Source organism: uncultured Stenotrophomonas sp., from assembly GCF_945952405.1.
In the GTDB taxonomy this organism is placed as follows: Bacteria; Pseudomonadota; Gammaproteobacteria; order Xanthomonadales; family Xanthomonadaceae; genus Stenotrophomonas.
The window spans coordinates 16,072-37,975 of record NZ_CAMFIA010000016.1; the positions used below are offsets into that span (position 1 = coordinate 16,072).

Below are 21,904 nucleotides of genomic sequence, written 5' to 3' on the forward strand. Positions count from 1 at the left end.
TGCCGGCCAGCGGCCGGCACGACCGATGGTCCGTTCTGGTAGTGCCGGCCGCTGGCCGGCATTCTGGCGATCCCGCTTTCTGTAGAGCCGAGCCATGCTCGGCTGCGCGGCGCAGGACGCCGAGCAGGGCTCGGCTCTACATGTTCAGCGGCTCGGATCGCGTTCCGGGCTCGGCCGCTTGGCCAGTTTGCGCTGCAGTGAACGCCGGTGCATGCCGAGCAGGCGTGCGGCCGCCGAGACGTTGCCGCCGGTCTCGTGCATGGCCTGCTGGATGTGCTCCCACTGCAGGCGGCTGATCGGCGTCATCGCGTCGGGCACTTCCATTTCGCCATCGTCGGCCGGACCGTCGTCCTCCTCGCCCAGGGCGCGCAGGATCATCGGCACCGTGGCCGGCTTCGGCAGGTAGTCGTCGGCACCCAGCTTGATCGCTTCCACTGCGGTGGCGATGCTGGCGTAGCCGGTCACCAGCAGGATCCGCATGTCCGCACGCAGGGCGCGCAGCGGCTGGATCAGGGCCAGGCCGGAATCGCTGCCCAGCTTCAGGTCGATCAGCGCGAATGCCGGCGGGTGCTGGCGGGCCAGCGCCAGCGCGCTGGCGGCATCCTGTGCGGTCTGCGCTTCAAGTCCCTTGCGGGCCAGGCTGCGCTGCAGGGTGCGCAGGTACAGCTCGTCGTCGTCGACCAGCAGGCCCAGGGTGGAGTGGTGAAGGCTCATGGGGTGTCCTCGCGTGGAGCCAGCGGCAGGCGGAAGCCGACGCGGCTGCCGGCCCCCTGGGCCGGGCGCATCCACATCTCGCCGTCGAGGCGTTCGATGGTGGCATGGGACAGGGCCAGGCCAACGCCCATGCCCTCGCTCTTGCTGCTGCCGAACAGCTTGCCTGGCAGCACGGCGGCACGGGCGTCGAAGCCGTGGCCGTAATCGCGTACTTCGCCGATCAGGTCGTCGCCTTCGATGCGCAGGCTCAGGTCCACGCGCGGGCGGCCGGCCTGCTCGCCGGCATCGGCGGCATTGTTGAGCAGGACCATCAGCAGATGGCCCACGCCCGGGTCCAGCGGCAAGCGCAGCGGCGCATCGTCGTTGCGGTGCAGGTCGATGGTCGGCCGCACCAGGCGCCATTGCTCCAGCACCTGCTGGGCGCTGGAATGGCCGCGGCCGGGGGCATCGGCCGAGGCCGGTGCGGCCAGCGCCAGTACGCGCTCGCGGCACTGCACCAGCAGTTCGCGCAGGGTTTCCATGTCCTCGCGTACTTCCGGCTCTTCGCTGCGCTCGGCGACGTCGTCGGCCAGCAGGGTCATGGTTGCCAGTGGCGTGTTCAGTTCATGTGCCACCGATGCGGCATGGGTGGCCAGGGCGACGATGCCCTCGTTGCGTGCGAAGCGTTCGCGCAGGGCCGACAGTTCCAGTTCGCGCTGGCGCAGGGCCAGCGCCAGGCGCGTGGAGAAGGCCAGCACCACCGCAGCGGAAATCAGGAAGTTGGCGACCACGCCCCAGCGGTTGAGGTCCTGCGCGCGGAAATAGCCGTCCGGCAGCGGCTGGCCGAACAGGCCACTGGCGGCGTAGCCGAGCAGGCAGGCCAGCGCCACTGCCAGCGCCCAGCGCAGCGGCAGGGCAAATGCGGCCAGTGCGATCAGGATCAGGAACAGTGAACTGAACGGATTGGCCATGCCACCGCTCCAGCCGACCATCCAGGTCAGGATGATCACGTCCACCAGGATGTGCCCGAACGCGGTCAGCGGCGCGGTGTCGGCGGCCTCCGGGCGCAGCTGGGTATAGACGTTGAACAGGGCCAGTACGGCCACGCCGGCCCACAACGGCAGCTGCGGCAGGGGCAGGCCCAGCACCCAGGTGGCCACCAGGATGGTGGCGGCCTGGCCGCCTACGGCAAGCCAGCGCAGGCTGCACAGGGTGCGGAGAAACGGGGCGTCGGGACCGGTCATTCGTGCCCATCGTATGCGTTCGCGGGCGGGCGTGCCTGCGACAATAGGCCGCAGCCGTGCCGCCGGCTGAATGCGAGTCACCCGGAATGCGGGGCCGGGCGGTAGAATGCGCCCATGCACGACGCCGTCACCCGCCCGACTCCTCCTTCCGATGCCACTGCCTGGCCCCGCCGCCAGACCCATGCCGTCCAGATCGGCGGGGTCACCGTAGGCGGAGGCAAGCCGGTCGTGGTGCAGTCGATGACCAACACCGACACCTCCGACGTCGCCTCCAGCGTGAAGCAGGTGGCCGAACTGTGGCGTGCCGGCTCGGAAATGGTGCGCTTGACCGTCAACACCGTTGAAGCCGCCGCGGCGATCCCGCGCATCGTCGACAAGCTGGCGATGATGGGCATCGATGTGCCGCTGATCGGTGATTTCCACTACAACGGCCACCAGCTGCTGACTGCCGAGCCGGCCTGTGCCGAAGCGCTGGCCAAGTACCGCATCAACCCGGGCAATGTCGGCTTCGGCAAGAAGAAGGACCTGCAGTTCGCCCAGTTGATCGAGTTCGCGATCCGCTACAACAAGCCGGTGCGCATCGGCGCCAACTGGGGCTCGCTGGACCAGGCACTGGCGGCGAAGCTGATGGACGAGAACAACCTGCGCGAACAACCCTGGGACGCTGGCCGGGTGCTGCGCGAGGCGCTGATCCGCTCGGCGCTGGATTCGGCCGAGCAGGCAGTGGAGCTGGGCCTGCCGCGCGACCGCATCGTGCTGTCGGCCAAGGTCAGTGGCGTGCAGGAACTGATCGCGGTGTACCGCGACCTGGCCCAGCGCTCCGATTTCGCCCTGCATCTGGGCCTGACCGAGGCCGGCATCGGAAGCAAGGGCATCGTGGCTTCGTCGGCGGCGCTGAGCGTGCTGCTGCAGGAAGGCATCGGTGACACCATCCGCATTTCGCTGACCCCGGAACCGGGCCAGTCGCGTACGCAGGAAGTGATCGTCGCCCAGGAACTGCTGCAGACCACCGGCCAGCGCGCCTTCACGCCGCTGGTCACGGCCTGCCCGGGCTGCGGCCGCACCACCTCCGAGTTCTTCCAGGAGCTGGCCAAGGTGGTGCAGAACCACGTGCGCGAGAAGATGCCGTTGTGGAAGATCCAGCATCCGGGGGCCGAGAACATGACCCTGGCGGTGATGGGCTGCATCGTCAACGGACCGGGTGAGTCGCGCCATGCCAACATCGGCATCTCCCTGCCGGGCACCGGCGAGACGCCTGCCGCACCGGTGTTCGTGGACGGCGAGAAGAAGGTGACCCTGCGCGGCGACAACATCGCCCAGGAGTTCGTCGCCCTGATCGACGACTACGTCGAACGCACCTATGTCCGAAGCGCCGGATAAGCCTGCGATTCTCGCTGCGCCGGAGTCCGCCTCCGGGTTCCGCCACTGGATGGCGCGCAATGCCTGGCGCCTGCTGCTGCTGTTCGGCGGCGTGCTGTTGCCGTTGGCCGGCTTCGTCGCCCTGGCCGACGAAGTGCACGAGTTTGAATCGTTCCATTTCGACGCGCCCCTGCTCTGGCAGATGCATGGCCTGCATTCGCCGCTGCTGGATCGCTTCTTCGTGCTCATCTCCCGGCTGGGCTACGAGTGGTTCCTGATTCCGGCCGACGTGCTGATCATCGGCGTGCTGCTGGGCTACCGGCGCTGGCGTGAGGCCACCTTCGTGGCGGTCAGCTTCGTCGGCTCGGCGCTGCTGAACATGGGCAGCAAGCATTTCTTCCAGCGCCAGCGCCCCAGCCTGTGGGAATCGATCGCGCCGGAATCGACGTTCAGCTTCCCCAGTGGCCATGCGATGGGCTCGATGACCCTGGCGGTGACCCTGGTGCTGCTGGCCTGGAACACCCGCTGGCGCTGGCCGGTGCTGCTGCTGGCGCCGGCGTTCAGCCTGCTGGTCAGCGTGTCCCGGGTCTACCTGGGGGTGCATTACCCCTCCGACATCCTGGCCGGATGGTGTGCCGCGCTGGTTTGGGTGGTAGGGTGCTATCTGGTCATGTTCAGTCGCCGGCATCCATGGCGACGTCACGGCTCGCCGCCAGCGAAGGCCAGCGAAGCATCAACACAGGGGGAATGACGTGGATGGCCCTCCCGGGACGTCTACGTGATAGATCAGTTGTTTCGTTGCAGCAGGTTCTGCAAGACAGGGGGCAAGCACAACGCGCGGTTATGTGATGCGCAAGGCATTTTGCCGGCGCCGCATTCCGGACGCGCTTGCAGGGTATCGGCACCCTGCCTAGCTTGACCTGCATTGGCCGCATTCGAAGAGGTACGTGAATGACGATTCGAGTCTACCTGGTGGATGACCACGGGCTGGTCCGCACCGGGATGAAGATGATTCTGTCGGGGGAAACCGACATCGAGGTGGTGGGCGAAGCCGAGACCGGCGAAGACGCGCTGCGCGACGTCCGCCAGCTGCTGCCGGACGTGGTGCTGTGCGACCTGCACCTGCCGGGTGTCAGTGGCATGGAAGTGACCGAGCGCATCGTCCGCAGCCACCGCAACACGCGCGTGGTGATCGTGTCGGTGCTGGAAGATGGGCCGCTGCCGAAGCGCCTGCTCGAAGCGGGCGCGGCCGGCTACATCGGCAAGGGCTGCGATGCGCAGGAACTGCTGCGGGCGGTGCGTGATGTGGCGGCCGGTCGTCGCTACCTGGGTACCAGCATCGCGCAGAACCTGGCGCTGTCGACGGTGGAAGGCAACGGTTCGCCGTTCGACAGCCTGTCGCCGCGCGAACTGGAAGTGGCGTTGCTGCTGACCCAGGGCCTGCGTCAGGAAGACATCGCACGGCGCCTGAGCCTGAGCGCGAAGACCGTGAACACGCACAAGGCGCGTCTGTTCGAGAAGATGGGAATCCACGACAACATCGCGCTGGCCCGCATGGCCAGTCAGTACGGACTGGTGGATCCGGCACGGCCGCTGTAACGGCCGGGTCGCAGCTGGGGTCAGATCCCTTTCCCGGCGGGAAAGGGATCTGACCCCGAAACACATCAATGACCGCGCACGCGCTTGATGATCTTCGCCGCGTCGGCGGCGCTGGCGCGCACCTTGTCCCACTGGCCGTCGGCGATCCAGTTGCCCGGCACCATCCATGAACCGCCGATGCAGACCACGTTCTTCTGCTCGAGGTATTCGGCAGCGGTGTTCTCGGTGATGCCACCGGTCGGGCACAGCTTGAGGTCGGCGATCGGGCCGGCCACGCCCTTGATCATCGCCAGCCCGCCCACGGCCGTGGCCGGGAACAGCTTGCACACGCGGAAGCCGCGCGCATACAGCGACAGCAGTTCAGTTGGCGTCGCCGCACCCGGCACCACCGGCAGCGGTGCCGCGGCCAGCGCGTCGGCCAGTGCCGGCGGCGTACCCGGGGTCACCAGGAAATCCGCACCTGCATCGATCGACTGCTGCATCTGCTGCACGGTCAGCACCGTGCCGGCACCTACCACCACGTCCGGCAGCTCGCGCTTGAGCATCGCCAGCGCTTCCATCGCCACCGGCGTGCGCAGGGTCAGCTCGATCGCCGGCAAACCACCCTCCAGCAGCGCGGCGCTGACCGCACGCGCCTGGTCCAGCGTATGAATCGTCACCACCGGCAGGATGCCGGCCGCATGCAACAGCTCCGCCGCACGCACCTGATGTTGTTCGATACCCATGCTTTTGCCTTTGCCTTTGCTCTTCTTGATTCAGTGGCCGCAGCGCACATGACGCGCCCGGAGTTGTCCAGAGCGCTCTACTGCCCAGGACGGGAAGCCTGTCGCGGCGTTTCGCTTCAGGCGTCCTTCGCCTCATGCGGCGCCGCCGCCGCTGCGGCATCGTGCCCGAGCTCGTACTCCGCGTCGTAATTCCACGGCCCGCCATCGGCGGCCGCCGGCCCGCACGAAATCGAAATCGCGCCCTGGTCGGCGGGGCCGACCACACGCCGGTTGATCGCGAACAGGTTGCGGCCCAGGTCATGCGCAGCCGGTGCGGTGTTCGGCGCCAGCGTGCGGGCGGCCCATTCGGCGGCATCCACCAGCACTTCCAGCGTGCCGGCCTCGCCGTCGAGGCGGATCATGTCGCCTTCGCGGACCTTGGCCAGCGGACCACCGCGCGCCGCTTCCGGCGTCACGTGGATCGCCGCCGGAATCTTGCCGGAGGCGCCGGACAGGCGGCCGTCGGTCACCAGCGCCACGCGCCGGCCCTGGTTCTGCAGCAGGCCCAGCAGTGGCGCCAGCGAATGCAGTTCCGGCATGCCGTTGGCACGCGGGCCCTGGTAACGCACCACCGCAACGAAGTCATGCGGCAGCAGCCCGCCGGCATGCAGCTTGTTGAGCACCTGCGGTGCATCGACCACCACGGCCGGCGCTTCGATGGTGCGGTACTGCGGCTTCACCGCGGACAGCTTGATCAGCGACTTGCCGAGGTTGCCGCGCAGCAGGCGCAGGCCGCCCTGGTGCTCGAACGGGTTGTCGACCCCGCGCACCACGTCCTCATCGGCGCTGCGTTCCAGGCCCGGCAGGTAAACCAGCTGGCCGTCGCGCAGCTGCGGCTCTCGTGCGTAGTCGGCCATGCCGCCGCGCGCGACGCTGACCAGGTCGCCATGCATCAGGCCGGCCTTGATCAGTTCGCCAAACACGAACGCCGGGCCGCCGGCTGCAGCGAAGCGGTTCACATCGGCCTCGCCGTTCGGATAGACGCGGGCCAGCAGCGGGATCAGCTGCGACAGCTCGTCGAAGTCGTCCCAGGTCAGCACGATGCCGGCGGCGCGGGCCACCGCGATCCAGTGGATGGTGTGGTTGGTCGAGCCACCGGTGGCCATCAGCGCGATGACCGCGTTGATGATCGCGCGCTCATCGATGATCCGGCCCAGCGGACGGAAATCGTCGCCGAGTGCGGTGATGTCCAGCGCACGTTCGGTGGCTTCGCGGGTCAGTGCATCGCGCAGCGGCGTGCCCGGATTGACGAACGACGCGCCCGGCAGCTGCACGCCCATCGCTTCCAGCAGCACCTGGTTGGAATTGGCGGTGCCGTAGAAGGTGCAGGTGCCGGCGCCGTGGTACGACGCGGACTCGGCTTCCAGCAGCTCTTCGCGGGTGGCCTCGCCGGCCGCATAGCGCTCGCGCACTTCGGCCTTCTGCTTGTTCGGAATGCCCGGGGTCATCGGCCCGGCCGGCACGAACACCGCCGGCAGGTGGCCGAAGGCCAGCGCGCCGATCAACAGGCCGGGCACGATCTTGTCGCACACGCCGAGATGGACGGTGGTGTCGAACATGTCGTGGCTGAGCCCGATGGCGGTGGCCTGGGCGATCACATCGCGCGAGAACAGCGACAGTTCCATGCCGCCGCGGCCCTGGGTGACACCATCGCACATGGCCGGCACGGCGCCGGCCACCTGCGCGGTGGCGCCCAGCTCGCGGGCGATCTCACGGATCTGCTCGGGATAGGTCTCGAACGGCTGGTGCGCCGACAGCATGTCGTTGTAGGCGGTGATGATGCCCAGATTCGGCGTCACCCCGCCGCGCAGGCGGCTCTTGTCGGTGCCGCCACAGGCGGCGAAACCGTGGGCAAGGTTGCCGCAGCTCAGGCGGCTGCGGAACGGGCCATCGCGCAGGGCGGCGTCGATCGCCGCCAGGTAGGCGGCGCGCGAAGCGGCGCTGCGGCGGATGACGCGCTCGGTGATGGCTTGCAGTTGCGGATGGAGGCTCATTGGCTACCGGCGTTCGTGGTGGCGAGAGGCAGGCGGCGGCGGGGCGCCGCCGCCGACATCAATCAGCCCAGTGGACGCGCAGGCGCGCGCCGTCCAGGTTGATCGCGTTGAGGATCGGGTACTGCTGGGCGTCATTGCTGTCCAGCGCCTGGCGCAGCACCTGCAGCTTCTGCTTGCCACGCAGCAGCAGCAGGCGCTGGCGGCACTGGCGCAGGCCGTGCGGGGTCAGGGTGATGCGCAGCGGCCACTGGTTCGCGCCCGGGCAGCCGGTGGCATCCAGTGCCGCGTAGGGCAGGGTGCTTTCCAGTGCGCGGGCCAGGTCCTTGGAGCCCGGGAACAGCGACGCGGTGTGGCCATCGTTGCCCATGCCCAGTGCCACCAGGCTCGGCGGCTGGCTGTGCTGGGCCTGCAGGTTGGCGGTGTAGACGCATTCCGGCAGCGGCTTGCCGACCCGCACCAGCGGATCGAAGTGGGCGCCTTCGGCGCGCTTGAGCAGGTGCTCGCGTACCAGCCAGGCATTGCTGTCGCGATCCTGCGGCGACAGCCAGCGCTCGTCGGCCAGGCTCACCTCAACCCGGTCCCAGTGCACATCCAGCTCGGCCAGTGCCTGGTAGACCGCCGCCGGGGTGGTGCCGCCGGACAGCAGGATGCGGGCACGGCCCACTTCATTGATGTCGTGGTTGAGGGTCTGCGCCATCTCGGCGGCTACCGCCTCGATCCAGCCATCGGCATCGCCGTGGTTGATGAACTCGATGCGGTCGTCGTGGAGGGTGGGGCTCATGCGGCAACTCCTGGGGCGTCACGTTCGGCGTCGGCGGCATAGGCGGCGGCGCCCAGCAGTCCGGCATGGGGGTGCATCACGGCCAGCGAGGGAACCCGCGCCATGATCGAAGAGAACCGGCCCTTGTGCTCGAAGCGCTGGCGGAACCCGGAGTGCTGCAGCGAGTCGAGCATCTTCGGGGTCAGGCCGCCGGTGAGGAACACGCCGTCCCAGGCGCCCTGGGTCAGCACCAGGTCGCCGGCAATGGCGCCGAACACCGCGCAGAACACATCGACGGTGCGCATCGCCTGCGGATCGCCGTGCAGGGCGCGCGCGGTCACGTCCACCGGCTGCAGCTGGCCCGGGTCGATGCCGGCCATTTCGCACACCGCGCGATGGATGTTGACCAGGCCGGGGCCACAGATCAGCCGTTCGTTGGAGACCCGGCCGAACTGCTCGGAGAGGATTTCCAGGATGCGGATCTCCTCCGGCGTTCCCGGCGGGAAGCTGACGTGGCCGCCTTCGGTTTCCAGCGGGTAGCAGCGGCCGTGGCGCAGGATCAGGCCGCCCACGCCAAGCCCGGTGCCGGGGCCGATCACCGCGTAGTTGCGCGGCTGGCCCGGCTTGCCCGGGACCCAGGCGGCGCCGCCGACCTGGACTACGTCCTCGGGTTGCAGCAGGGAAATCGCCATTGCCTGCGCGGCGAAGTCGTTGATCAGGTGCAGCTCGTCGAAACCGAGCATGGCCGCCGTGCGGCTGCGCGAGATCACCCACGGATGGTTGGTGATGCGCGCCTCGTCACCGTCGACGCGACCGGCGACCGCGAACACACCGCGGCCTGCGCTGGCACCGATCTGCTCGAGATGGTGGCGCGCGGCATCGCCCAGCGACGGGAACTCGGCCACCGCGTACTCGCGGATGCTGTCCTTCAGCAGCGGTGCGTCGCGCGAGGTGTCGGCCAGGGCGAAGCGGGCGTTGGTGCCACCGATGTCGGCAACCAGCACCGGCTGCGAGCCGGCACTCATGCCGACGCCTCGCTGTCCGGCGCGTCAACGCCCTGCGGCAGGAACCCGCTGGCATTGTCCGGGCCCCACTGGCCTGCCGGGTAGGGCTCCAGCGGCAGCTTGGCTTCCTTCCATGCATCGGCCACGCTGTCGATCCAGGCCCAGGCCGCGCGGACTTCGTCGTCGCGCACGAACAGCGTGTGGTTGCCGTTGAAGGCATCCAGGAACAGGCGTTCGTAGGCGATGCGGCGATGCAGGCCGGTCGGCACCGACAGTTCCAGTTCCAGCGGATGCAGTTCCAGCGCGCCCCATTCCGGGCCGGCCAGGCTGCTCATCAGGCCCAGCTCGATGTTCTCCTGCGGCTGCAGCTGGAACACCAGGCGGTTCGGTGCGGCCTGCGCGCGCTGCGGGCGCTCGAACAGCCAATGGGTGACCGGCTTCAGCGTGACCACCACGCGGGTGGTGCGCTCGGGCAGGCGCTTGCCGGTGACCAGGTGGAACGGCACGCCGCTCCAGCGCCAGTTGTCGATATGCGCGGTGACACCGGCGAAGGTCTCCACATCGCTGCCTTCCGGCGGCTGGTACGCCTGCGCTGGCTGGCCATTGATGGTGCCGGCGGTGTAGCGGCCACGGACGCTGTCGCGCGCGGCATGCCTGGCGTCGAGCGGGCGCAGGGCGCGCAGCACCTTGACCTTCTCGTCGCGGATGCGGTCGGCTTCCAGCGAGGCCGGCGGCTCCATCGCCACCATGCACAGCAGCTGCAGGATATGGCTCTGCACCATGTCGCGCAGCGCACCGGAGCGGGCGTAGTAGGCGTCGCGGCCATCCACGCCTTCGCTTTCGGCGACCAGGATGTGCACCGATTCGATGTAGTTGCGGTTCCACACCGCTTCCAGCAGCGTGTTGCCGAAGCGCAGCGCGATCAGGTTCTGCACCGCGGCCTTGCCCAGGTAGTGGTCGAGGCGGAACACGCGGTCCTCGTCGATCCACTGGCCGATGGTGCTGATGATCTCCTCGGCGCTTTCGCTGTCGCTGCCGATCGGCTTCTCCAGCATCAGGCGTGCCGGCGCGGCGAGGGCGCCGCCCTTGGCCAGGCCTTCGCAGGTGGAGATGTACAGGCCCGGCGGGATGGCCAGGTAGCTGACGCACTTGCGGTGCACCAGGTCGGCGACCGCGGCGGCGACCGAGTCGACATCGCGCAGGTCCACCGAACGGTAGTCGATGCGGCGCAGCAGGGCGCCGATGTCTTCCTGCGTGGCCAGCGGCATGGCCTGCTGCAGGCGCGGCCGCAGGATGTCATGGAAGGCTTCGGTGTCATGCCCGGACAGGGCCAGTGCGCGGATGCGGAAGTCCTCCGGCAGCAGGCCGTCGCCAAGCAGGCGAAGCAGCGAAGGGAACAGGTAGCGCTGGGCCAGATCACCTGTGGCACCGAACAGGAAGAGGGTGTCGTGCATCGCTCGAGTTTCAGATCCGGGTGACATCGTTGTCAATCGCTTCATGGCTGGGTTCGGGGGACATCCGCGCAACTGCCTGTCCGAGGTTCGTCGGGGGCGGTCTCCGGAGTAGCGGAAGACCGTTCCATTCGAAACCACTGCCTCGGCGGAAGCTTCGTTCAACCGCCGCTGCAGATCGGTGCGCACCGATCATCGGATAGTGCCACGTGAAAACGTTTACATGGCAGAATGGGCAACTGTATTCGATTGCAGTGCTCGCCGTCATGCGGCAGGCGCGCAATCATCACTGCCATCGGGAGGGCCGAGGCAGTCCCAAAAGACAGCCCGGCTTCGGGCGGACCGGATAGGTGATATGGCAAAAGTGCAGTTGCAGGGTGTGCGCAAGGTCTATGACAACGGCCAGGTCGCGGTGAAGGACGCCAGCTTCGAGGTCGCCGACGGCGAGCTGATGGTGCTGGTCGGCCCGTCCGGCTGTGGCAAGTCGACCCTGCTGCGGATGGTGGCCGGCCTGGAAGAGATCAGTGGTGGCACGCTGACCATTGGCGATCGCGTGGTCAACGACGTGGCGCCGAAGGATCGCGACATCGCGATGGTGTTCCAGAGCTACGCGCTGTACCCGCATATGACCGTGGCCGAGAACCTGGCCTTCGGCCTGAAGCTGCGCGGCCACGACAAGGCGACCATCGACAAGCGCATCGCCGAGGCGGCACAGACGCTGGGCCTGACCGAGATGATGGACAAGCTGCCCAAGGCGATGTCCGGCGGCCAGCGCCAGCGCGTGGCGCTGGGCCGTGCGCTGGTGCGCGAGCCGGCGGTGTTCCTGCTTGACGAGCCGCTGTCCAACCTGGATGCGAAGCTGCGCCACAGCGTGCGCACCGAGATTGCGCAGCTGCACCGCAAGCTCGGCACCACCATGATCTACGTGACCCACGACCAGGTCGAAGCAATGACCCTGGGCCAGCGCATCGTGGTGCTGAAGGACGGCATCATCCAGCAGATCGACACACCGATGGCGCTGTACGACCGCCCGGCCAACCTGTTCGTGGCCGGTTTCCTCGGCAGCCCGGCGATGAACGTGCTGCGCGGCACGCTGCAGGGCGATGCCAGTGGCGTGACCGTGGTGGATGGCCAATGGCGTGCGCCGCTGGGCCAGGCCACGATCGATCCGGCGTGGCTGCAGAAGCCGATCGCGGTCGGCGTGCGCCCGGAGCACCTGCAGCCGGCCGGCGCCGATGACGCGCATGCGTTCAGTGCGCGCATCGAAGGCATCGAACCGGTTGGCAACGAGATTTTCGTCAACCTGAGCAGTGGTCAGCACGCGCTGACCATGCGCGTGGCGCCGCAGTCGCTGCCGGCGGTGGGCGAAGAGATCCGGGTGGCGATCCATCCGCAGGGCCTGCACTTCTTCAATGCAGAGAGCGGCGAGCGCCTGTAAGCGGCCGGCACTACCTGGGGGCGTGCGGACCAACGGTCCGCACCCACCGGCAAGGGGCCGCACCCACCGGGCCGGTCAGTAGATCCACGCCCTGCGTGGATGAGCAGTAGATCCACGCCATGCGCGGATGAGCAGTAGATCCACGCCATGCGTGGATGAGCAGTAGATCCACGCCCTGCGTGGATGAGAGCCCTTCCGATTCAGCGCGCCAATCCGTCCAGCAGCGGCAGGCGCTGTGCGATGGCAGCGCCCACCTGCAGGTCGGCATCGCTGGCTTCGAGCGGCAGGACCGCCAGTGCCAGGTCGCCGGCCACGCTGGCGATGGTGCCGAGCGCCGCGCCGTCCTGCTGCACGCCATCGCCGGCCTGGGCCGGTGCCGCGGTATGCAGCAGCTGCACCGCGCGCTTGGCCTTGCCGAGGAAGTGGGTGCGGGCAACGATCTCCTGGCCGGGATAGCAGCCCTTCTTCACGCTGTAGCCGTTCAGGCGGTCCAGGCCCAGCTGCTGCGGCGTCCACACTTCGCGCTGGCTCTGTTCCAGCCGCGGCAGCCCAAAGCGCAGGTCGGCCTGGCGCCAGGCCAGGGCGAAGGCGGCCTCATCGGCCTCGCTGGCCGGCGCGAACGCATCGGCGGCACCGATACGCAGGGTACGCGGCAGTGCATCGCTGCCCAGGTCCAGCTCCCAGCCGTCGCCCGCGCTGCGCGCGATGGCGCCACCGCTGGCGGCCTCGGGGGCAGTGAAGGCGCCGGCCACCGCCAGGTCGCTGCGCAGCAGCACCTTCACCTTGCGCCGGAACACGAAGCGCTGCAGTTGCGACGCAATCGCATCGGCATCGCCGTCGGCCAGCACCAGCAATACATGGTCTTCCGCCAGCCGCAGCAGCTGGAACACCGCCAGGGTGCGGCCCTTGGCGCTCAGCCAGGCGCTCCACTGCCAGTGCAGCAGGGGCAGGGCAGTGACGTCGCTGCTGAACTGGGCATGGGCGAAAACGGCCGCGTCGGCACCCTGCAGGCTCAGCAGCTGGTGGCCGGGCAGGCGCGGATATCCGACGAAAGCAGGGGGCAGGTTGTCAGGCACGTGAACGAGGTCTAAAATTTGTGCGTTGCGAGACCGAACATGATAGGCCAAACAACCCCCACTCCCGACGACGAAACTGAAGCCCCGCTGGTCCCCGCGGCACCCGTGCCCGTGGAACAGGAAAAGGTGGAGGAATTCGGCGGCCGCGGCGGACTTGATCCGGTGCGGTATGGCGATTGGGAGAAAAACGGACGCTGCATCGATTTCTGATCAGCATTGAGCCAACGCGGCCGTGTGCCGCCCAGCCGAGACAACGAGCCCAGCGAATGGCGACCAGACAACGCCCACTTTCCCCGCACCTTCAGGTGTATCGCTGGCAGATTCAGATGGCCACCTCGATCCTGCATCGAGCCACTGGCGTCTTTCTGTCTGTTGGTGCCCTCATCATCGCCGCCGGCCTGCTGGCCCTGATGATGGGGCCCGAGTCCTGGAACTGCTTCACCGGCCATGCCGGGGCCTGGTATGGCCGCGTGTTCCTGTTCGCGTGGACATGGTCGTTCGCCTATCACCTGTGCAATGGCATCCGCCATGTGGTGCAGGACTTCGCCATCGGCTTCAGCATCCCCGCCTTCATCCGCAGCAGCTGGCTGTCGGTCACCGGCAGCCTGGTGATCACCCTGCTGGTGTGGGCCTACGTGATGTTCGGAGGTGCCGCGTGAGCAAGTTCCGTACCCCGTTGAAGAGCGTGCGCGGCCTTGGCTCGGCCAAGACCGGCACCGAGCACTTCGTGCACCAGCGCCTGACCGCCGCCGCCCTGGTGGTGCTGGGCATCTGGTTCCTGGTCTTCGTGCTGAGCCTGCTCGGCTCGGACTACGCGACCGCTGCCGCCGCCGTGGCCAAGCCGTGGAATGCGGTGCCGCTGATCGGCCTGCTGATCGCCATGTTCTGGCACGCACAGCTCGGCATGCAGGTCGTGCTGGAAGACTACATCCACGAATCGCTGCTGGCCCTGGTGCTGCAGACCGCGGTGAAGTTCGTCGCCGTGCTCGGCATGATCGTCAGTGTGTTTGCGGTGGGCCGCATCGCCCTCGGCGTTGCCTGAGCCCAGGCACCAACACAGGAATCCAGATTAGATGTCCGCTTACAAGATCACCGAACACAAGTACGACATGGTCGTGGTGGGCGCCGGCGGCGCCGGCCTGCGCGCCACGTTCGGCCTGGCCGCCAAGGGCCTGCAGACCGTGTGCCTGACCAAGGTCTTCCCGACCCGTTCGCACACCGTTGCCGCCCAGGGCGGTATCTCGGCCGCGCTCGCCAACATGGGCGAGGACGACTGGCGCTACCACTTCTTCGACACCATCAAGGGTTCGGACTGGCTGGGCGACCAGGACGCCATCGAATACATGTGCCGTGAGGCCATTCCGGCCATCATCGAGCTCGAGCACTACGGCGTGCCGTTCTCGCGCACCGCCGAAGGCAAGATCTACCAGCGTCCGTTCGGTGGCATGACCACCAAGTACGGCGAAGGCCCGGCAGCGCAGCGTACCTGCGCGGCGGCCGACCGTACCGGCCACGCGATGCTGCATACCCTGTACCAGCAGTCGCTGAAGCACGATGCGCGCTTCATGATCGAGTACTTCGCGCTCGACCTGATCTTCGATGAGGAAGGCGCCTGCCGCGGTGTGCTGGCCCTGGACATGTCCGACGGCACCCTGCACCTGTTCCGCGCCCAGGGCGTGGTGCTGGCCACCGGTGGCTACGGCCGTGCCTATTTCAGCGCCACCTCGGCGCATACCTGCACCGGCGACGGTGGCGGCCTGGCCATGCGCGCCGGCATCGCCATGCAGGACATGGAGTTCGTGCAGTTCCACCCGACCGGCATCTATGGTGCTGGCTGCCTGATCACCGAGGGCGTCCGCGGTGAAGGTGGCATCCTGCGCAACAGCAGCGGCGAGCGCTTCATGGAGCGCTATGCACCGCACTACAAGGACCTGGCCTCGCGCGACGTGGTCAGCCGTTCGATGACCATCGAGATCCGCGAAGGCCGCGGCGTCGGCGAGCACAAGGATCACATCCTGCTCGACCTGACCCACCTGGGCCCGGGCGTGATCGACGAGAAGCTGCCGGGCATCGCCGAGAGCGCCCGCATCTTCGCCGGCGTCGACGTGCACAAGCAGCCGATCCCGGTCATCCCGACCGTGCACTACAACATGGGCGGCATCCCGACCAACTACCACGGCGAAGTCGTGCGCAAGGTCGGTGACAATCCGGATGCCGTGGTGCCGGGCCTGTACGCCATCGGCGAAGCGGCCTGCGTGTCCGTGCACGGCGCCAACCGCCTGGGCTCGAACTCGCTGCTGGACCTGGTGGTGTTTGGTCGTGCCGTGGCCAACCGCTGCGCCGAGACCATCAAGCCGGGCGCATCGCACAAGTCGCTGGCCGCCGATGCCTGCGACAAGGCGCTGGGCCTGCTGGACAAGCTGCGCCACGCCAACGGCGATACCCCGACCTCGGTCATCCGCGATCGCATGCAGCGCACCATGCAGGCCGACGCGGCGGTCTTCCGCACCAGCCAGACGCTGAAGGAAGGCTGCGAGAAGATGGACAAGATCTTCGACTCGTTCCAGGACGTGAAGGTCTCCGACCGTTCGCTGGTGTGGAACTCGGACCTGATCGAGACCTACGAGCTGAACAACCTGCTGCTCAATGCGGTGGCGACGATCAACTCGGCCGAACAGCGCAAGGAAAGCCGCGGCGCGCATGCGCACGAGGACTATCCGAACCGCGACGACGACAACTGGCAGAAGCACACCCTGGTCAGCGTCGACGAGAAGGGCAAGTGCAGCTTCGACTACCGTCCGGTGCACATGTACACGTTGACCGACGACGTGTCCGTGGTGCCGCCGAAGCCGCGCGTGTACTGATCCGACCCCGCCTACCATGCAATCCGCGCCCAAGGGCGCGGGCCGCCTGAGCCAACGAGAGCAGCCATGGCCGAGTTTTCACTCCCCAAGAATTCCAAGATCACGAAGGGCAAGCACTTCCCCGTCAAGAACGGTGGCAAGAACGTGCGCACCTTCAAGATCTACCGCTGGAGTCCGGACGACGACAGCAACCCGCGTACCGACACCTATGAAGTCGATCTGGACGCCTGCGGCCCGATGGTCCTGGACGCCCTGATCAAGATCAAGAACGAGATCGACCCGACCCTGACCTTCCGTCGCTCCTGCCGCGAGGGTATCTGTGGTTCGTGCGCGATGAACATCGACGGCACCAACACCCTGGCCTGCACCCGAGCCATCTCGGACTGCGGCAAGAAGGAAGTGCCGATCTACCCGCTGCCGCACATGAACGTGGTCAAGGATCTGGTTCCGGACCTGACCCACTTCTACGCGCAGTACGCCTCGATCAAGCCGTGGATCCGCACCCAGACGCCGGCACCGCCGGACCGTGAGCGCCTGCAGTCGCCGGAAGACCGCAAGAAGCTGGACGGCCTGTACGAGTGCATCCTGTGCGCCTGCTGCTCGACCAGCTGCCCGAGCTACTGGTGGAACGGCGAGCGTTACCTGGGCCCGGCAATCCTGCTGCAGGCCTACCGCTGGATCATCGACTCGCGCGATGAGGACACCGGTGCGCGCCTGGACGATCTGGAAGATCCGTTCAAGCTGTACCGCTGCCACACCATCATGAACTGCGCCCGGACCTGCCCGAAGGGCCTGAATCCGGCGCTGGCGATCGCCGAGATCAAGAAGCTGATGATGGAACGCCGCGCCTGATCGGGCCTGGCCGTACCGGGTAGAGCCACGCCCTGCGTGGCTGTGCCACCCCAGCAAAGCCACGCCATGCGTGGCTTTGCTGTATCTGGAGAAACACGATGGAAGAAGACGTTCTGCTGAAGAAGCTGCGCTGGCGCTGCCGCCGCGGCATGCGTGAGCTGGACCAGCTGTTCGGCCGTTACCTGGACCACGAGTGGAGCACCGCGCCGACCGAAGAGCGCGAGGTTTTCCTGTTCCTGCTCGATTGCGAGGACGATAAGTTGTGGCGCTGGTTCATGGGCTACGAGGCCTGCCCGCATGCGCACGCGATCCCCCTCATGCAGAAGATCCTCGCCCTCAAGCCTTGAGTGGTGCCCCTCGCGGCTGCAGGCTGGCGCCCAGTTGGCGGTGCTTGCGGCCGCCCCCTGGCTGCTGCGCGCATCGGATCTGCCGCCACGGCTGCTGATGCCTGCGGTGGTGCTGGCCTGGGGCATCGGGCTGGCCGAACTGGCCTGGCGCCAGCGCCGGCCGCGCGTGCAGGTGCTTCTGCCCCCGCTTCCCGAGCCGCTGCAGGTGGCCGGGCAGGACATCGAGCGGCCGCAACTGGTGGTGCGCGGCCGCTGGCTGCTGTTGTGCTGGCGTCAGGGCCGGCGCCAGCGGCGCCTGTTGTTCTGGCCCGATGTGCTGGATTCCGGGCAGCGACGTGAACTGCGACTGGCTGTGGCCGCACGTAGCGTTTCCCGTCGGCCCCGGTCGATGGCACCATAAGCTGAATTGACCGGCGTGCCTGCATGTTCAAACCCATTCCCGTGGCCATTGGCCTGCGCTATCTGCGCGCCAAGCGCCGCAACGGCTTCATCTCCTTCATCTCGATGGCATCGATCCTGGGCATCGCGCTCGGCGTCACGGTGCTGATCACCACGCTGGCCGTGATGAGCGGTTTCCAGAAGGAGATCCGCAGCCGCCTGCTGCAGATGACCGCGCACACCACCATCAGCCGCGACGGCGAGCCGATGCCGGACTGGATGCGCGTGGTCGACGTGGCCCGCAAGGATCCGCGCGTGGCCGGTGCCGCGCCGTACATCGAGATCCAGTCGATGATCAGCGGCCCGCGCGTGCAGGGCGCGATCATCCAGGGCATCGATCCGGCGCTGGAGCCGAAGGTGTCAGTGATCGACAGGAAGGTCACCAAGGGCAGCTATGACAGCCTCAAGCCGGGCAGCTTCAATCTGCTGCTGGGCAAGGAGCTGGCGATCTGGCTGGGCGTGGACGTCGGCGACCAGGTGCTGGTGACCTTCGCCGAAGTGCAGGGCACGCCTGCCGGCGCGGTGCCACGGATGAAACGCTTCACCGTCAGTGGCATCTTCGAGGCGGGTTACAACGAGGTCGACCGCGGCGTCGGCTTTGCCAACATGCAGGACCTGGAGCGCGTGCTGCGCAGTGATGGCGCCACCGGCGTACGCCTGAAACTGCACGACATGGATCGCTCGCTGGAAGTGGGCGTGGACCTGGCGCAGAGCCTGGGCGGTGCCTATCGGGTGAGTGACTGGACCCAGCAGAACGCCAACCTGTACCACTCACTGCGCATGGAAAAGGTGGTGATGGGCATCCTGCTGTCGCTGATCATCGCCATGGGCGCGTTCAACCTGGTCTCGTCGCAGGTGATGCTGGTCACCGACAAGCAGGCCGACATCGCCATCCTGCGCACGCTGGGCCTGACCCCGGGCGGGGTGATGCAGGTGTTCATGGTGCAGGGCTCGCTGATCGGCATCTTCGGCACGCTGGCCGGCCTGATCGGCGGCATCACCCTGACCCTCAACCTGGAGCGCATCCTCGGTGCCATCGAGAGCGTGTTCAACGTCAAGCTGCTGCCGGAGGACGTCTATTACATCACTGGGCTGCCGACCGACATGCAGACCGGCGACGTGATCGCGATCACCGTGGTGGCGCTGCTGATGAGCTTCCTGGCCACCCTGTATCCCGCCTGGCGGGCAGCACGCACCCAGCCGGCGGAGGCCCTGCGCTATGAATAAGGTCTTCAACCGCGGCGATGAAGTGATCCGTGCCGAAGCACTGGGCAAGACCTACGCCGAAGGGCGCATGCAGACCCCGGTGTTCGACGGCCTGGACCTGACCGTGACCGCCGGCGAAACGGTGGCGATCATCGGTGCCTCCGGCGCCGGCAAGAGCACCCTGCTGCACTTGCTGGGGGGGCTGGACATCCCCACCGCCGGCGAGGTCTACGTCACCGGCCAGCGGATGTCGGCACTGTCGGACACCGCGCGCGGCCTGCTGCGCAACCAGGCGCTGGGCTTCGTCTACCAGTTCCACCACCTGCTGCCGGAATTCACCGCGCTGGAAAACGTGATGATGCCGGTGCTGCTGGCCGGCACTGCCGTGGCCGAGGCCTCCAGCCGTGCCACGGCGCTGCTGGAAGCGGTCGGGCTCGGCCATCGGCTCGACCACAAGCCGGGCGAACTGTCCGGCGGCGAGCGCCAGCGCGCCGCCGTGGCGCGTGCCCTGGTCAACCATCCGGCCTGCGTGCTCGGCGACGAGCCGACCGGCAACCTGGACGACCGTACCGCCGGTACCGTGTTCGAGCTGATGCTGGAACTCAACCGCGCGCGTCACACCAGCCTGGTGCTGGTGACCCATGACCGCAGCCTGGCGCGCCGCCTCGACCGCGTGCTGGAACTGCGCGAAGGGCGCCTGCACGCGTTGGCCCACGCCGACGTCTGAGCGGCCGGCAACGGCCGCCTCCCGGTACCTGAACGGGCATGCCGGCCGTTGCGCCGGCGGCACGCGGGCGGGCGCATGATCGCAGTCGGTTCCCCGAGGAGATCGCCATGAAGACCCCGATCCTGATGGCCAGCCTCTGCCTGGCCCTGGCCGCCTGCGCCACCACCGGCCGGCTCAGCAGTGCCGACAAGCTGGAGCTGTACCGCGCCCATGCCGGGCCGCCGCAGAACGACATGCAGTTCTTCGGCAGCCTCAATGGCTGGACCGAACTGGGAGACAGCGCGCTGGCGGTGTGGACCCGTCCCAGCGAGGCCTATCTGCTGGAATTGAACGGTGCCTGCCAGGACCTGCCGTATGCCACCGCGATCGGCCTGACCAGCCAGATGAACCGGGTTTCGGCGCGGTTCGACAAGGTGCTGGTACGCGACCCTACCGGTGGCCCGCGCATGCCGTGCTTCATCAACAGCATCCGCAAGCTGGACGTGAAGGCGCTGCGCGCTTCCGAGCAGGAACTGCGCCAGGCGCAGGTACAGGAGCGCGAGGCGGAAACCGCCCCGGCCAAATGATCAAAAAGGGGACGGAGGGGATTAAGTCGTTTGTGGCACAAACGACTTAATCCCCTCCGTCCCCTTTTTTGTTGTCAGGCTTCCGGTACGAAACCGGCCGGCTTTTCGGCGTCCTTCTCGAACAGGAACTTGACCAGTTCGCCTTCCAGGAACGCGCGGTGCTTGGGGTCGCGCGGCGACAGGCGGTTCTCGTTGATCAGCATGGTCTGGTGCGCCAGCCACGCGGCCCAGGCCTGCTTGCCGATGTGGTTGAAGATGCGCTGGCCCAGCTCGCCGGGATAGGGCACGAAGTCCAGGCCCTCGGCATCGCGTTGCTGGTACTGGCAGAAGACGGTTCGGGACATGGCACTCACTCGTGGTTGCGGGGTTTCTTGGAGGTTCGCTTCGGCGCCTTGGTCGTGGCGCCCTCAAGCAGCTTGCGGATCGGGGCCGGCAGGCCGAGCGTGGGCAGCTCGTCGCGGGCGACCCAGCGCAGCGTGGGTTCTTCCACGCGCAGGCCGTGTACCTGCCGCGACAGCACCTGCAGGTGCAGCTTGTAGTGGCTGAAGGTGTGCTGCAGTACCGGCAGTTCCTCGGCATCTTCCAGCGAGCCGTCGACGTGCGCGTCGAACCAGTCCTGCAGCATGCTGCCGGCCTCGGCCTGCGGCAATGTCCACAGCTGGGCCCAGATGCCGGTGTCGGGCCGCTTCTGCAGCAGCACGCGCTGCTGGGCGTCGCGCAGCAGCAGGGCAACCGCTTCGCGTTCGGGCAGGGTCTTGCCCGGTTTCGGGGTGGGCAGCTCGGCAGTGCGGCCTTCGCGGCGTGCCACGCAGTCGTGCTGCAGCGGGCAGATCACGCAGGCCGGCCTGGCGCGGCTGCAGACCGTCGCGCCCAGGTCCATCTGTGCCTGGGTGTAGTCGGCCAGGCGTCCGGTCGGCACCTGCGCCACGTGGGTCTCGGCGATCACCCACAGCTGCTTCTCGATGGCCGGCAGCCCCGGGAAACCTTCGATGCCGTGATAGCGGCTGAGCACGCGCTTGACGTTGCCGTCGAGGATCGCGAAGGGATCGTTCCAGGCCTGGCTGAGGATCGCGCCGGCGGTACTGCGGCCGATGCCGGGCAGGGCGTGCAGGGCATCGAAATCACGCGGCAGGTCGCCATCGTGCAGCTGCACGCACTGCTTGGCGGCCGCGTGCAGGTTGCGCGCACGGGCGTAGTAGCCGAGCCCGGCCCACTGCGCCATCACCGCGTCGTTGCTGGCGGCGGCAAGCTCGGGCAGGGTCGGAAAGTGCTGCAGGAAGCGCTGGAAGTACGGGATCACCGTGGCCACCTGGGTCTGCTGCAGCATGATCTCCGACAGCCAGACCCGGTAGGGACTGCGCGGGTGCTGCCAGGGCAGGTCGTGGCGGCCGTGGTCGTCGAACCAGTGCAGCAGTCGGGTGACGAAGCTGTCTGCGTGGGCTGGCGCGGCGCTGGCGTGCGGCTGGCGGGGCATCGCTGTTCCGGAGGTGGGCAGCCACCCATGGGGTGGCTCTACTGTGGT

The 21,904-nt window shown here is 67.7% G+C and carries 24 protein-coding genes; 14 read left to right on the top strand and 10 right to left on the bottom strand.

Annotated elements, in window-relative coordinates; translation table 11 throughout:
- Nucleotides 1–144 precede the first annotated feature (144 nt).
- Both Q0P60_RS15315 and Q0P60_RS15320 read right to left on the bottom strand, forming a co-directional pair.
- Complete coding sequence (locus Q0P60_RS15315; protein WP_049407628.1) at nucleotides 145–714, bottom strand: response regulator transcription factor; 570 nt, start codon at nucleotides 712–714, stop codon at nucleotides 145–147.
- Nucleotides 711–1,937: an ATP-binding protein gene (locus tag Q0P60_RS15320; RefSeq protein ID WP_294995281.1), complete on the bottom strand. Its 1,227-nt coding sequence runs from the start codon at nucleotides 1,935–1,937 to the stop codon at nucleotides 711–713. Before Q0P60_RS15320 ends, Q0P60_RS15315 begins: the two co-directional genes overlap by 4 nt.
- A gap of 114 nt (nucleotides 1,938–2,051) precedes the next feature.
- Between Q0P60_RS15320 and ispG the strand changes: the two genes are divergently transcribed.
- From ispG to Q0P60_RS15335, 3 genes are all read left to right on the top strand, one after another.
- Nucleotides 2,052–3,317, top strand: coding sequence for a flavodoxin-dependent (E)-4-hydroxy-3-methylbut-2-enyl-diphosphate synthase (ispG, locus tag Q0P60_RS15325; protein ID WP_294995285.1), 1,266 nt, complete (start codon nucleotides 2,052–2,054; stop codon nucleotides 3,315–3,317).
- Nucleotides 3,298–4,047: a phosphatase PAP2 family protein gene (locus tag Q0P60_RS15330; protein ID WP_294995288.1), complete on the top strand. Its 750-nt coding sequence runs from the start codon at nucleotides 3,298–3,300 to the stop codon at nucleotides 4,045–4,047. The genes ispG and Q0P60_RS15330 overlap by 20 nt, the downstream gene beginning before the upstream one ends.
- Before the next feature lie 200 nt (nucleotides 4,048–4,247).
- Nucleotides 4,248–4,895: a response regulator gene (locus tag Q0P60_RS15335; RefSeq protein WP_294995291.1), complete on the top strand. Its 648-nt coding sequence runs from the start codon at nucleotides 4,248–4,250 to the stop codon at nucleotides 4,893–4,895.
- A 65-nt stretch (nucleotides 4,896–4,960) separates the two neighbouring features.
- On the opposite strand, the gene eda is transcribed toward Q0P60_RS15335, so the two are convergent.
- The 5 genes from eda to zwf all read right to left on the bottom strand — a co-directional run bounded on the left by eda (nucleotide 4,961) and on the right by zwf (nucleotide 10,871).
- Entirely contained in the window at nucleotides 4,961–5,620 is a 660-nt protein-coding gene (gene eda, locus Q0P60_RS15340; RefSeq protein WP_294995294.1) for a bifunctional 4-hydroxy-2-oxoglutarate aldolase/2-dehydro-3-deoxy-phosphogluconate aldolase, read from the bottom strand.
- Between the two features lie 116 nt (nucleotides 5,621–5,736).
- Nucleotides 5,737–7,653, bottom strand: a complete 1,917-nt coding sequence (edd, locus tag Q0P60_RS15345; RefSeq protein WP_294995297.1) for a phosphogluconate dehydratase — start codon at nucleotides 7,651–7,653, stop codon at nucleotides 5,737–5,739.
- Between the two features lie 58 nt (nucleotides 7,654–7,711).
- Nucleotides 7,712–8,434 (bottom strand): 6-phosphogluconolactonase, encoded by a 723-nt coding sequence (gene pgl / locus Q0P60_RS15350; RefSeq protein WP_294995300.1) that lies wholly within the window; start codon nucleotides 8,432–8,434, stop codon nucleotides 7,712–7,714.
- Complete coding sequence (glk, locus tag Q0P60_RS15355; protein WP_294995303.1) at nucleotides 8,431–9,438, bottom strand: glucokinase; 1,008 nt, start codon at nucleotides 9,436–9,438, stop codon at nucleotides 8,431–8,433. Before glk ends, pgl begins: the two co-directional genes overlap by 4 nt.
- A complete protein-coding gene (gene zwf / locus Q0P60_RS15360) occupies nucleotides 9,435–10,871 on the bottom strand; it encodes a glucose-6-phosphate dehydrogenase (RefSeq protein WP_345780336.1) in 1,437 nt (478 codons plus the stop codon). The genes glk and zwf overlap by 4 nt, the downstream gene beginning before the upstream one ends.
- Nucleotides 10,872–11,223: 352 nt before the next feature.
- Between zwf and ugpC the strand changes: the two genes are divergently transcribed.
- Nucleotides 11,224–12,306 (top strand): sn-glycerol-3-phosphate ABC transporter ATP-binding protein UgpC, encoded by a 1,083-nt coding sequence (gene ugpC, locus Q0P60_RS15365; protein ID WP_294995309.1) that lies wholly within the window; start codon nucleotides 11,224–11,226, stop codon nucleotides 12,304–12,306.
- Between the two features lie 200 nt (nucleotides 12,307–12,506).
- Here the strand turns inward: ugpC and Q0P60_RS15370 are convergent, their stop codons facing one another.
- A complete protein-coding gene (locus Q0P60_RS15370) occupies nucleotides 12,507–13,382 on the bottom strand; it encodes a folate-binding protein (protein WP_294995312.1) in 876 nt (291 codons plus the stop codon).
- A 39-nt stretch (nucleotides 13,383–13,421) separates the two neighbouring features.
- Here Q0P60_RS15370 and Q0P60_RS15375 point away from each other — a divergent pair, with 39 nt between their 5' ends.
- The 10 genes from Q0P60_RS15375 to Q0P60_RS15420 all read left to right on the top strand — a co-directional run bounded on the left by Q0P60_RS15375 (nucleotide 13,422) and on the right by Q0P60_RS15420 (nucleotide 20,382).
- Nucleotides 13,422–13,592, top strand: a complete 171-nt coding sequence (locus Q0P60_RS15375) for a DUF1674 domain-containing protein (RefSeq protein WP_081284019.1) — start codon at nucleotides 13,422–13,424, stop codon at nucleotides 13,590–13,592.
- Nucleotides 13,593–13,648: 56 nt separating this feature from the next.
- Nucleotides 13,649–14,041: a succinate dehydrogenase, cytochrome b556 subunit gene (gene sdhC / locus Q0P60_RS15380; protein WP_005409076.1), complete on the top strand. Its 393-nt coding sequence runs from the start codon at nucleotides 13,649–13,651 to the stop codon at nucleotides 14,039–14,041.
- Complete coding sequence (sdhD, locus tag Q0P60_RS15385; RefSeq protein ID WP_294995317.1) at nucleotides 14,038–14,424, top strand: succinate dehydrogenase, hydrophobic membrane anchor protein; 387 nt, start codon at nucleotides 14,038–14,040, stop codon at nucleotides 14,422–14,424. Before sdhC ends, sdhD begins: the two co-directional genes overlap by 4 nt.
- 31 nt (nucleotides 14,425–14,455) lie before the next feature.
- Nucleotides 14,456–16,246, top strand: coding sequence for a succinate dehydrogenase flavoprotein subunit (gene sdhA / locus Q0P60_RS15390; protein WP_294995320.1), 1,791 nt, complete (start codon nucleotides 14,456–14,458; stop codon nucleotides 16,244–16,246).
- A gap of 66 nt (nucleotides 16,247–16,312) precedes the next feature.
- A complete protein-coding gene (locus Q0P60_RS15395; protein ID WP_005409079.1) occupies nucleotides 16,313–17,098 on the top strand; it encodes a succinate dehydrogenase iron-sulfur subunit in 786 nt (261 codons plus the stop codon).
- A gap of 98 nt (nucleotides 17,099–17,196) precedes the next feature.
- Nucleotides 17,197–17,445 (top strand): succinate dehydrogenase assembly factor 2, encoded by a 249-nt coding sequence (locus Q0P60_RS15400; RefSeq protein ID WP_005409080.1) that lies wholly within the window; start codon nucleotides 17,197–17,199, stop codon nucleotides 17,443–17,445.
- On the top strand, nucleotides 17,396–17,845 hold the full coding sequence (locus Q0P60_RS15405; protein WP_345780337.1) for a hypothetical protein: 450 nt from the start codon (nucleotides 17,396–17,398) through the stop codon (nucleotides 17,843–17,845). The genes Q0P60_RS15400 and Q0P60_RS15405 overlap by 50 nt, the downstream gene beginning before the upstream one ends.
- Nucleotides 17,846–17,868: 23 nt before the next feature.
- Entirely contained in the window at nucleotides 17,869–19,110 is a 1,242-nt protein-coding gene (locus tag Q0P60_RS15410; protein WP_294995324.1) for a lipoprotein-releasing ABC transporter permease subunit, read from the top strand.
- Entirely contained in the window at nucleotides 19,103–19,816 is a 714-nt protein-coding gene (lolD, locus tag Q0P60_RS15415; protein ID WP_188489001.1) for a lipoprotein-releasing ABC transporter ATP-binding protein LolD, read from the top strand. Before Q0P60_RS15410 ends, lolD begins: the two co-directional genes overlap by 8 nt.
- Nucleotides 19,817–19,923: 107 nt before the next feature.
- A complete protein-coding gene (locus Q0P60_RS15420) occupies nucleotides 19,924–20,382 on the top strand; it encodes a DUF6491 family protein (RefSeq protein WP_294995330.1) in 459 nt (152 codons plus the stop codon).
- Nucleotides 20,383–20,456: 74 nt separating this feature from the next.
- On the opposite strand, the gene Q0P60_RS15425 is transcribed toward Q0P60_RS15420, so the two are convergent.
- Nucleotides 20,457–20,726: an oxidative damage protection protein gene (locus Q0P60_RS15425; protein WP_294995333.1), complete on the bottom strand. Its 270-nt coding sequence runs from the start codon at nucleotides 20,724–20,726 to the stop codon at nucleotides 20,457–20,459.
- 5 nt (nucleotides 20,727–20,731) lie between these two features.
- Nucleotides 20,732–21,856, bottom strand: a complete 1,125-nt coding sequence (gene mutY, locus Q0P60_RS15430; RefSeq protein ID WP_294995336.1) for an A/G-specific adenine glycosylase — start codon at nucleotides 21,854–21,856, stop codon at nucleotides 20,732–20,734.
- Between the last annotated feature and the right edge of the window lie 48 nt (nucleotides 21,857–21,904).

Excerpts from the sequence above, each read along its gene's own strand:
- Q0P60_RS15315 (WP_049407628.1), bottom strand. The coding sequence starts at position 714 with ATGAGCCTTCACCACTCCACCCTGGGCCTGCTGGTCGACGACGACGAG.
- Q0P60_RS15320 (WP_294995281.1), bottom strand. The coding sequence starts at position 1,937 with ATGACCGGTCCCGACGCCCCGTTTCTCCGCACCCTGTGCAGCCTGCGC.
- ispG (WP_294995285.1), top strand. The coding sequence starts at position 2,052 with ATGCACGACGCCGTCACCCGCCCGACTCCTCCTTCCGATGCCACTGCC.
- Q0P60_RS15330 (WP_294995288.1), top strand. The coding sequence starts at position 3,298 with ATGTCCGAAGCGCCGGATAAGCCTGCGATTCTCGCTGCGCCGGAGTCC.
- Q0P60_RS15335 (WP_294995291.1), top strand. The coding sequence starts at position 4,248 with ATGACGATTCGAGTCTACCTGGTGGATGACCACGGGCTGGTCCGCACC.
- eda (WP_294995294.1), bottom strand. The coding sequence starts at position 5,620 with ATGGGTATCGAACAACATCAGGTGCGTGCGGCGGAGCTGTTGCATGCG.
- edd (WP_294995297.1), bottom strand. The coding sequence starts at position 7,653 with ATGAGCCTCCATCCGCAACTGCAAGCCATCACCGAGCGCGTCATCCGC.
- pgl (WP_294995300.1), bottom strand. The coding sequence starts at position 8,434 with ATGAGCCCCACCCTCCACGACGACCGCATCGAGTTCATCAACCACGGC.
- glk (WP_294995303.1), bottom strand. The coding sequence starts at position 9,438 with ATGAGTGCCGGCTCGCAGCCGGTGCTGGTTGCCGACATCGGTGGCACC.
- zwf (WP_345780336.1), bottom strand. The coding sequence starts at position 10,871 with ATGCACGACACCCTCTTCCTGTTCGGTGCCACAGGTGATCTGGCCCAG.
- ugpC (WP_294995309.1), top strand. The coding sequence starts at position 11,224 with ATGGCAAAAGTGCAGTTGCAGGGTGTGCGCAAGGTCTATGACAACGGC.
- Q0P60_RS15375 (WP_081284019.1), top strand. The coding sequence starts at position 13,422 with ATGATAGGCCAAACAACCCCCACTCCCGACGACGAAACTGAAGCCCCG.
- sdhC (WP_005409076.1), top strand. The coding sequence starts at position 13,649 with ATGGCGACCAGACAACGCCCACTTTCCCCGCACCTTCAGGTGTATCGC.
- sdhA (WP_294995320.1), top strand. The coding sequence starts at position 14,456 with ATGTCCGCTTACAAGATCACCGAACACAAGTACGACATGGTCGTGGTG.
- Q0P60_RS15395 (WP_005409079.1), top strand. The coding sequence starts at position 16,313 with ATGGCCGAGTTTTCACTCCCCAAGAATTCCAAGATCACGAAGGGCAAG.
- Q0P60_RS15400 (WP_005409080.1), top strand. The coding sequence starts at position 17,197 with ATGGAAGAAGACGTTCTGCTGAAGAAGCTGCGCTGGCGCTGCCGCCGC.
- Q0P60_RS15405 (WP_345780337.1), top strand. The coding sequence starts at position 17,396 with ATGCGCACGCGATCCCCCTCATGCAGAAGATCCTCGCCCTCAAGCCTT.
- Q0P60_RS15410 (WP_294995324.1), top strand. The coding sequence starts at position 17,869 with ATGTTCAAACCCATTCCCGTGGCCATTGGCCTGCGCTATCTGCGCGCC.
- lolD (WP_188489001.1), top strand. The coding sequence starts at position 19,103 with ATGAATAAGGTCTTCAACCGCGGCGATGAAGTGATCCGTGCCGAAGCA.
- Q0P60_RS15420 (WP_294995330.1), top strand. The coding sequence starts at position 19,924 with ATGAAGACCCCGATCCTGATGGCCAGCCTCTGCCTGGCCCTGGCCGCC.
- Q0P60_RS15425 (WP_294995333.1), bottom strand. The coding sequence starts at position 20,726 with ATGTCCCGAACCGTCTTCTGCCAGTACCAGCAACGCGATGCCGAGGGC.
- mutY (WP_294995336.1), bottom strand. The coding sequence starts at position 21,856 with ATGCCCCGCCAGCCGCACGCCAGCGCCGCGCCAGCCCACGCAGACAGC.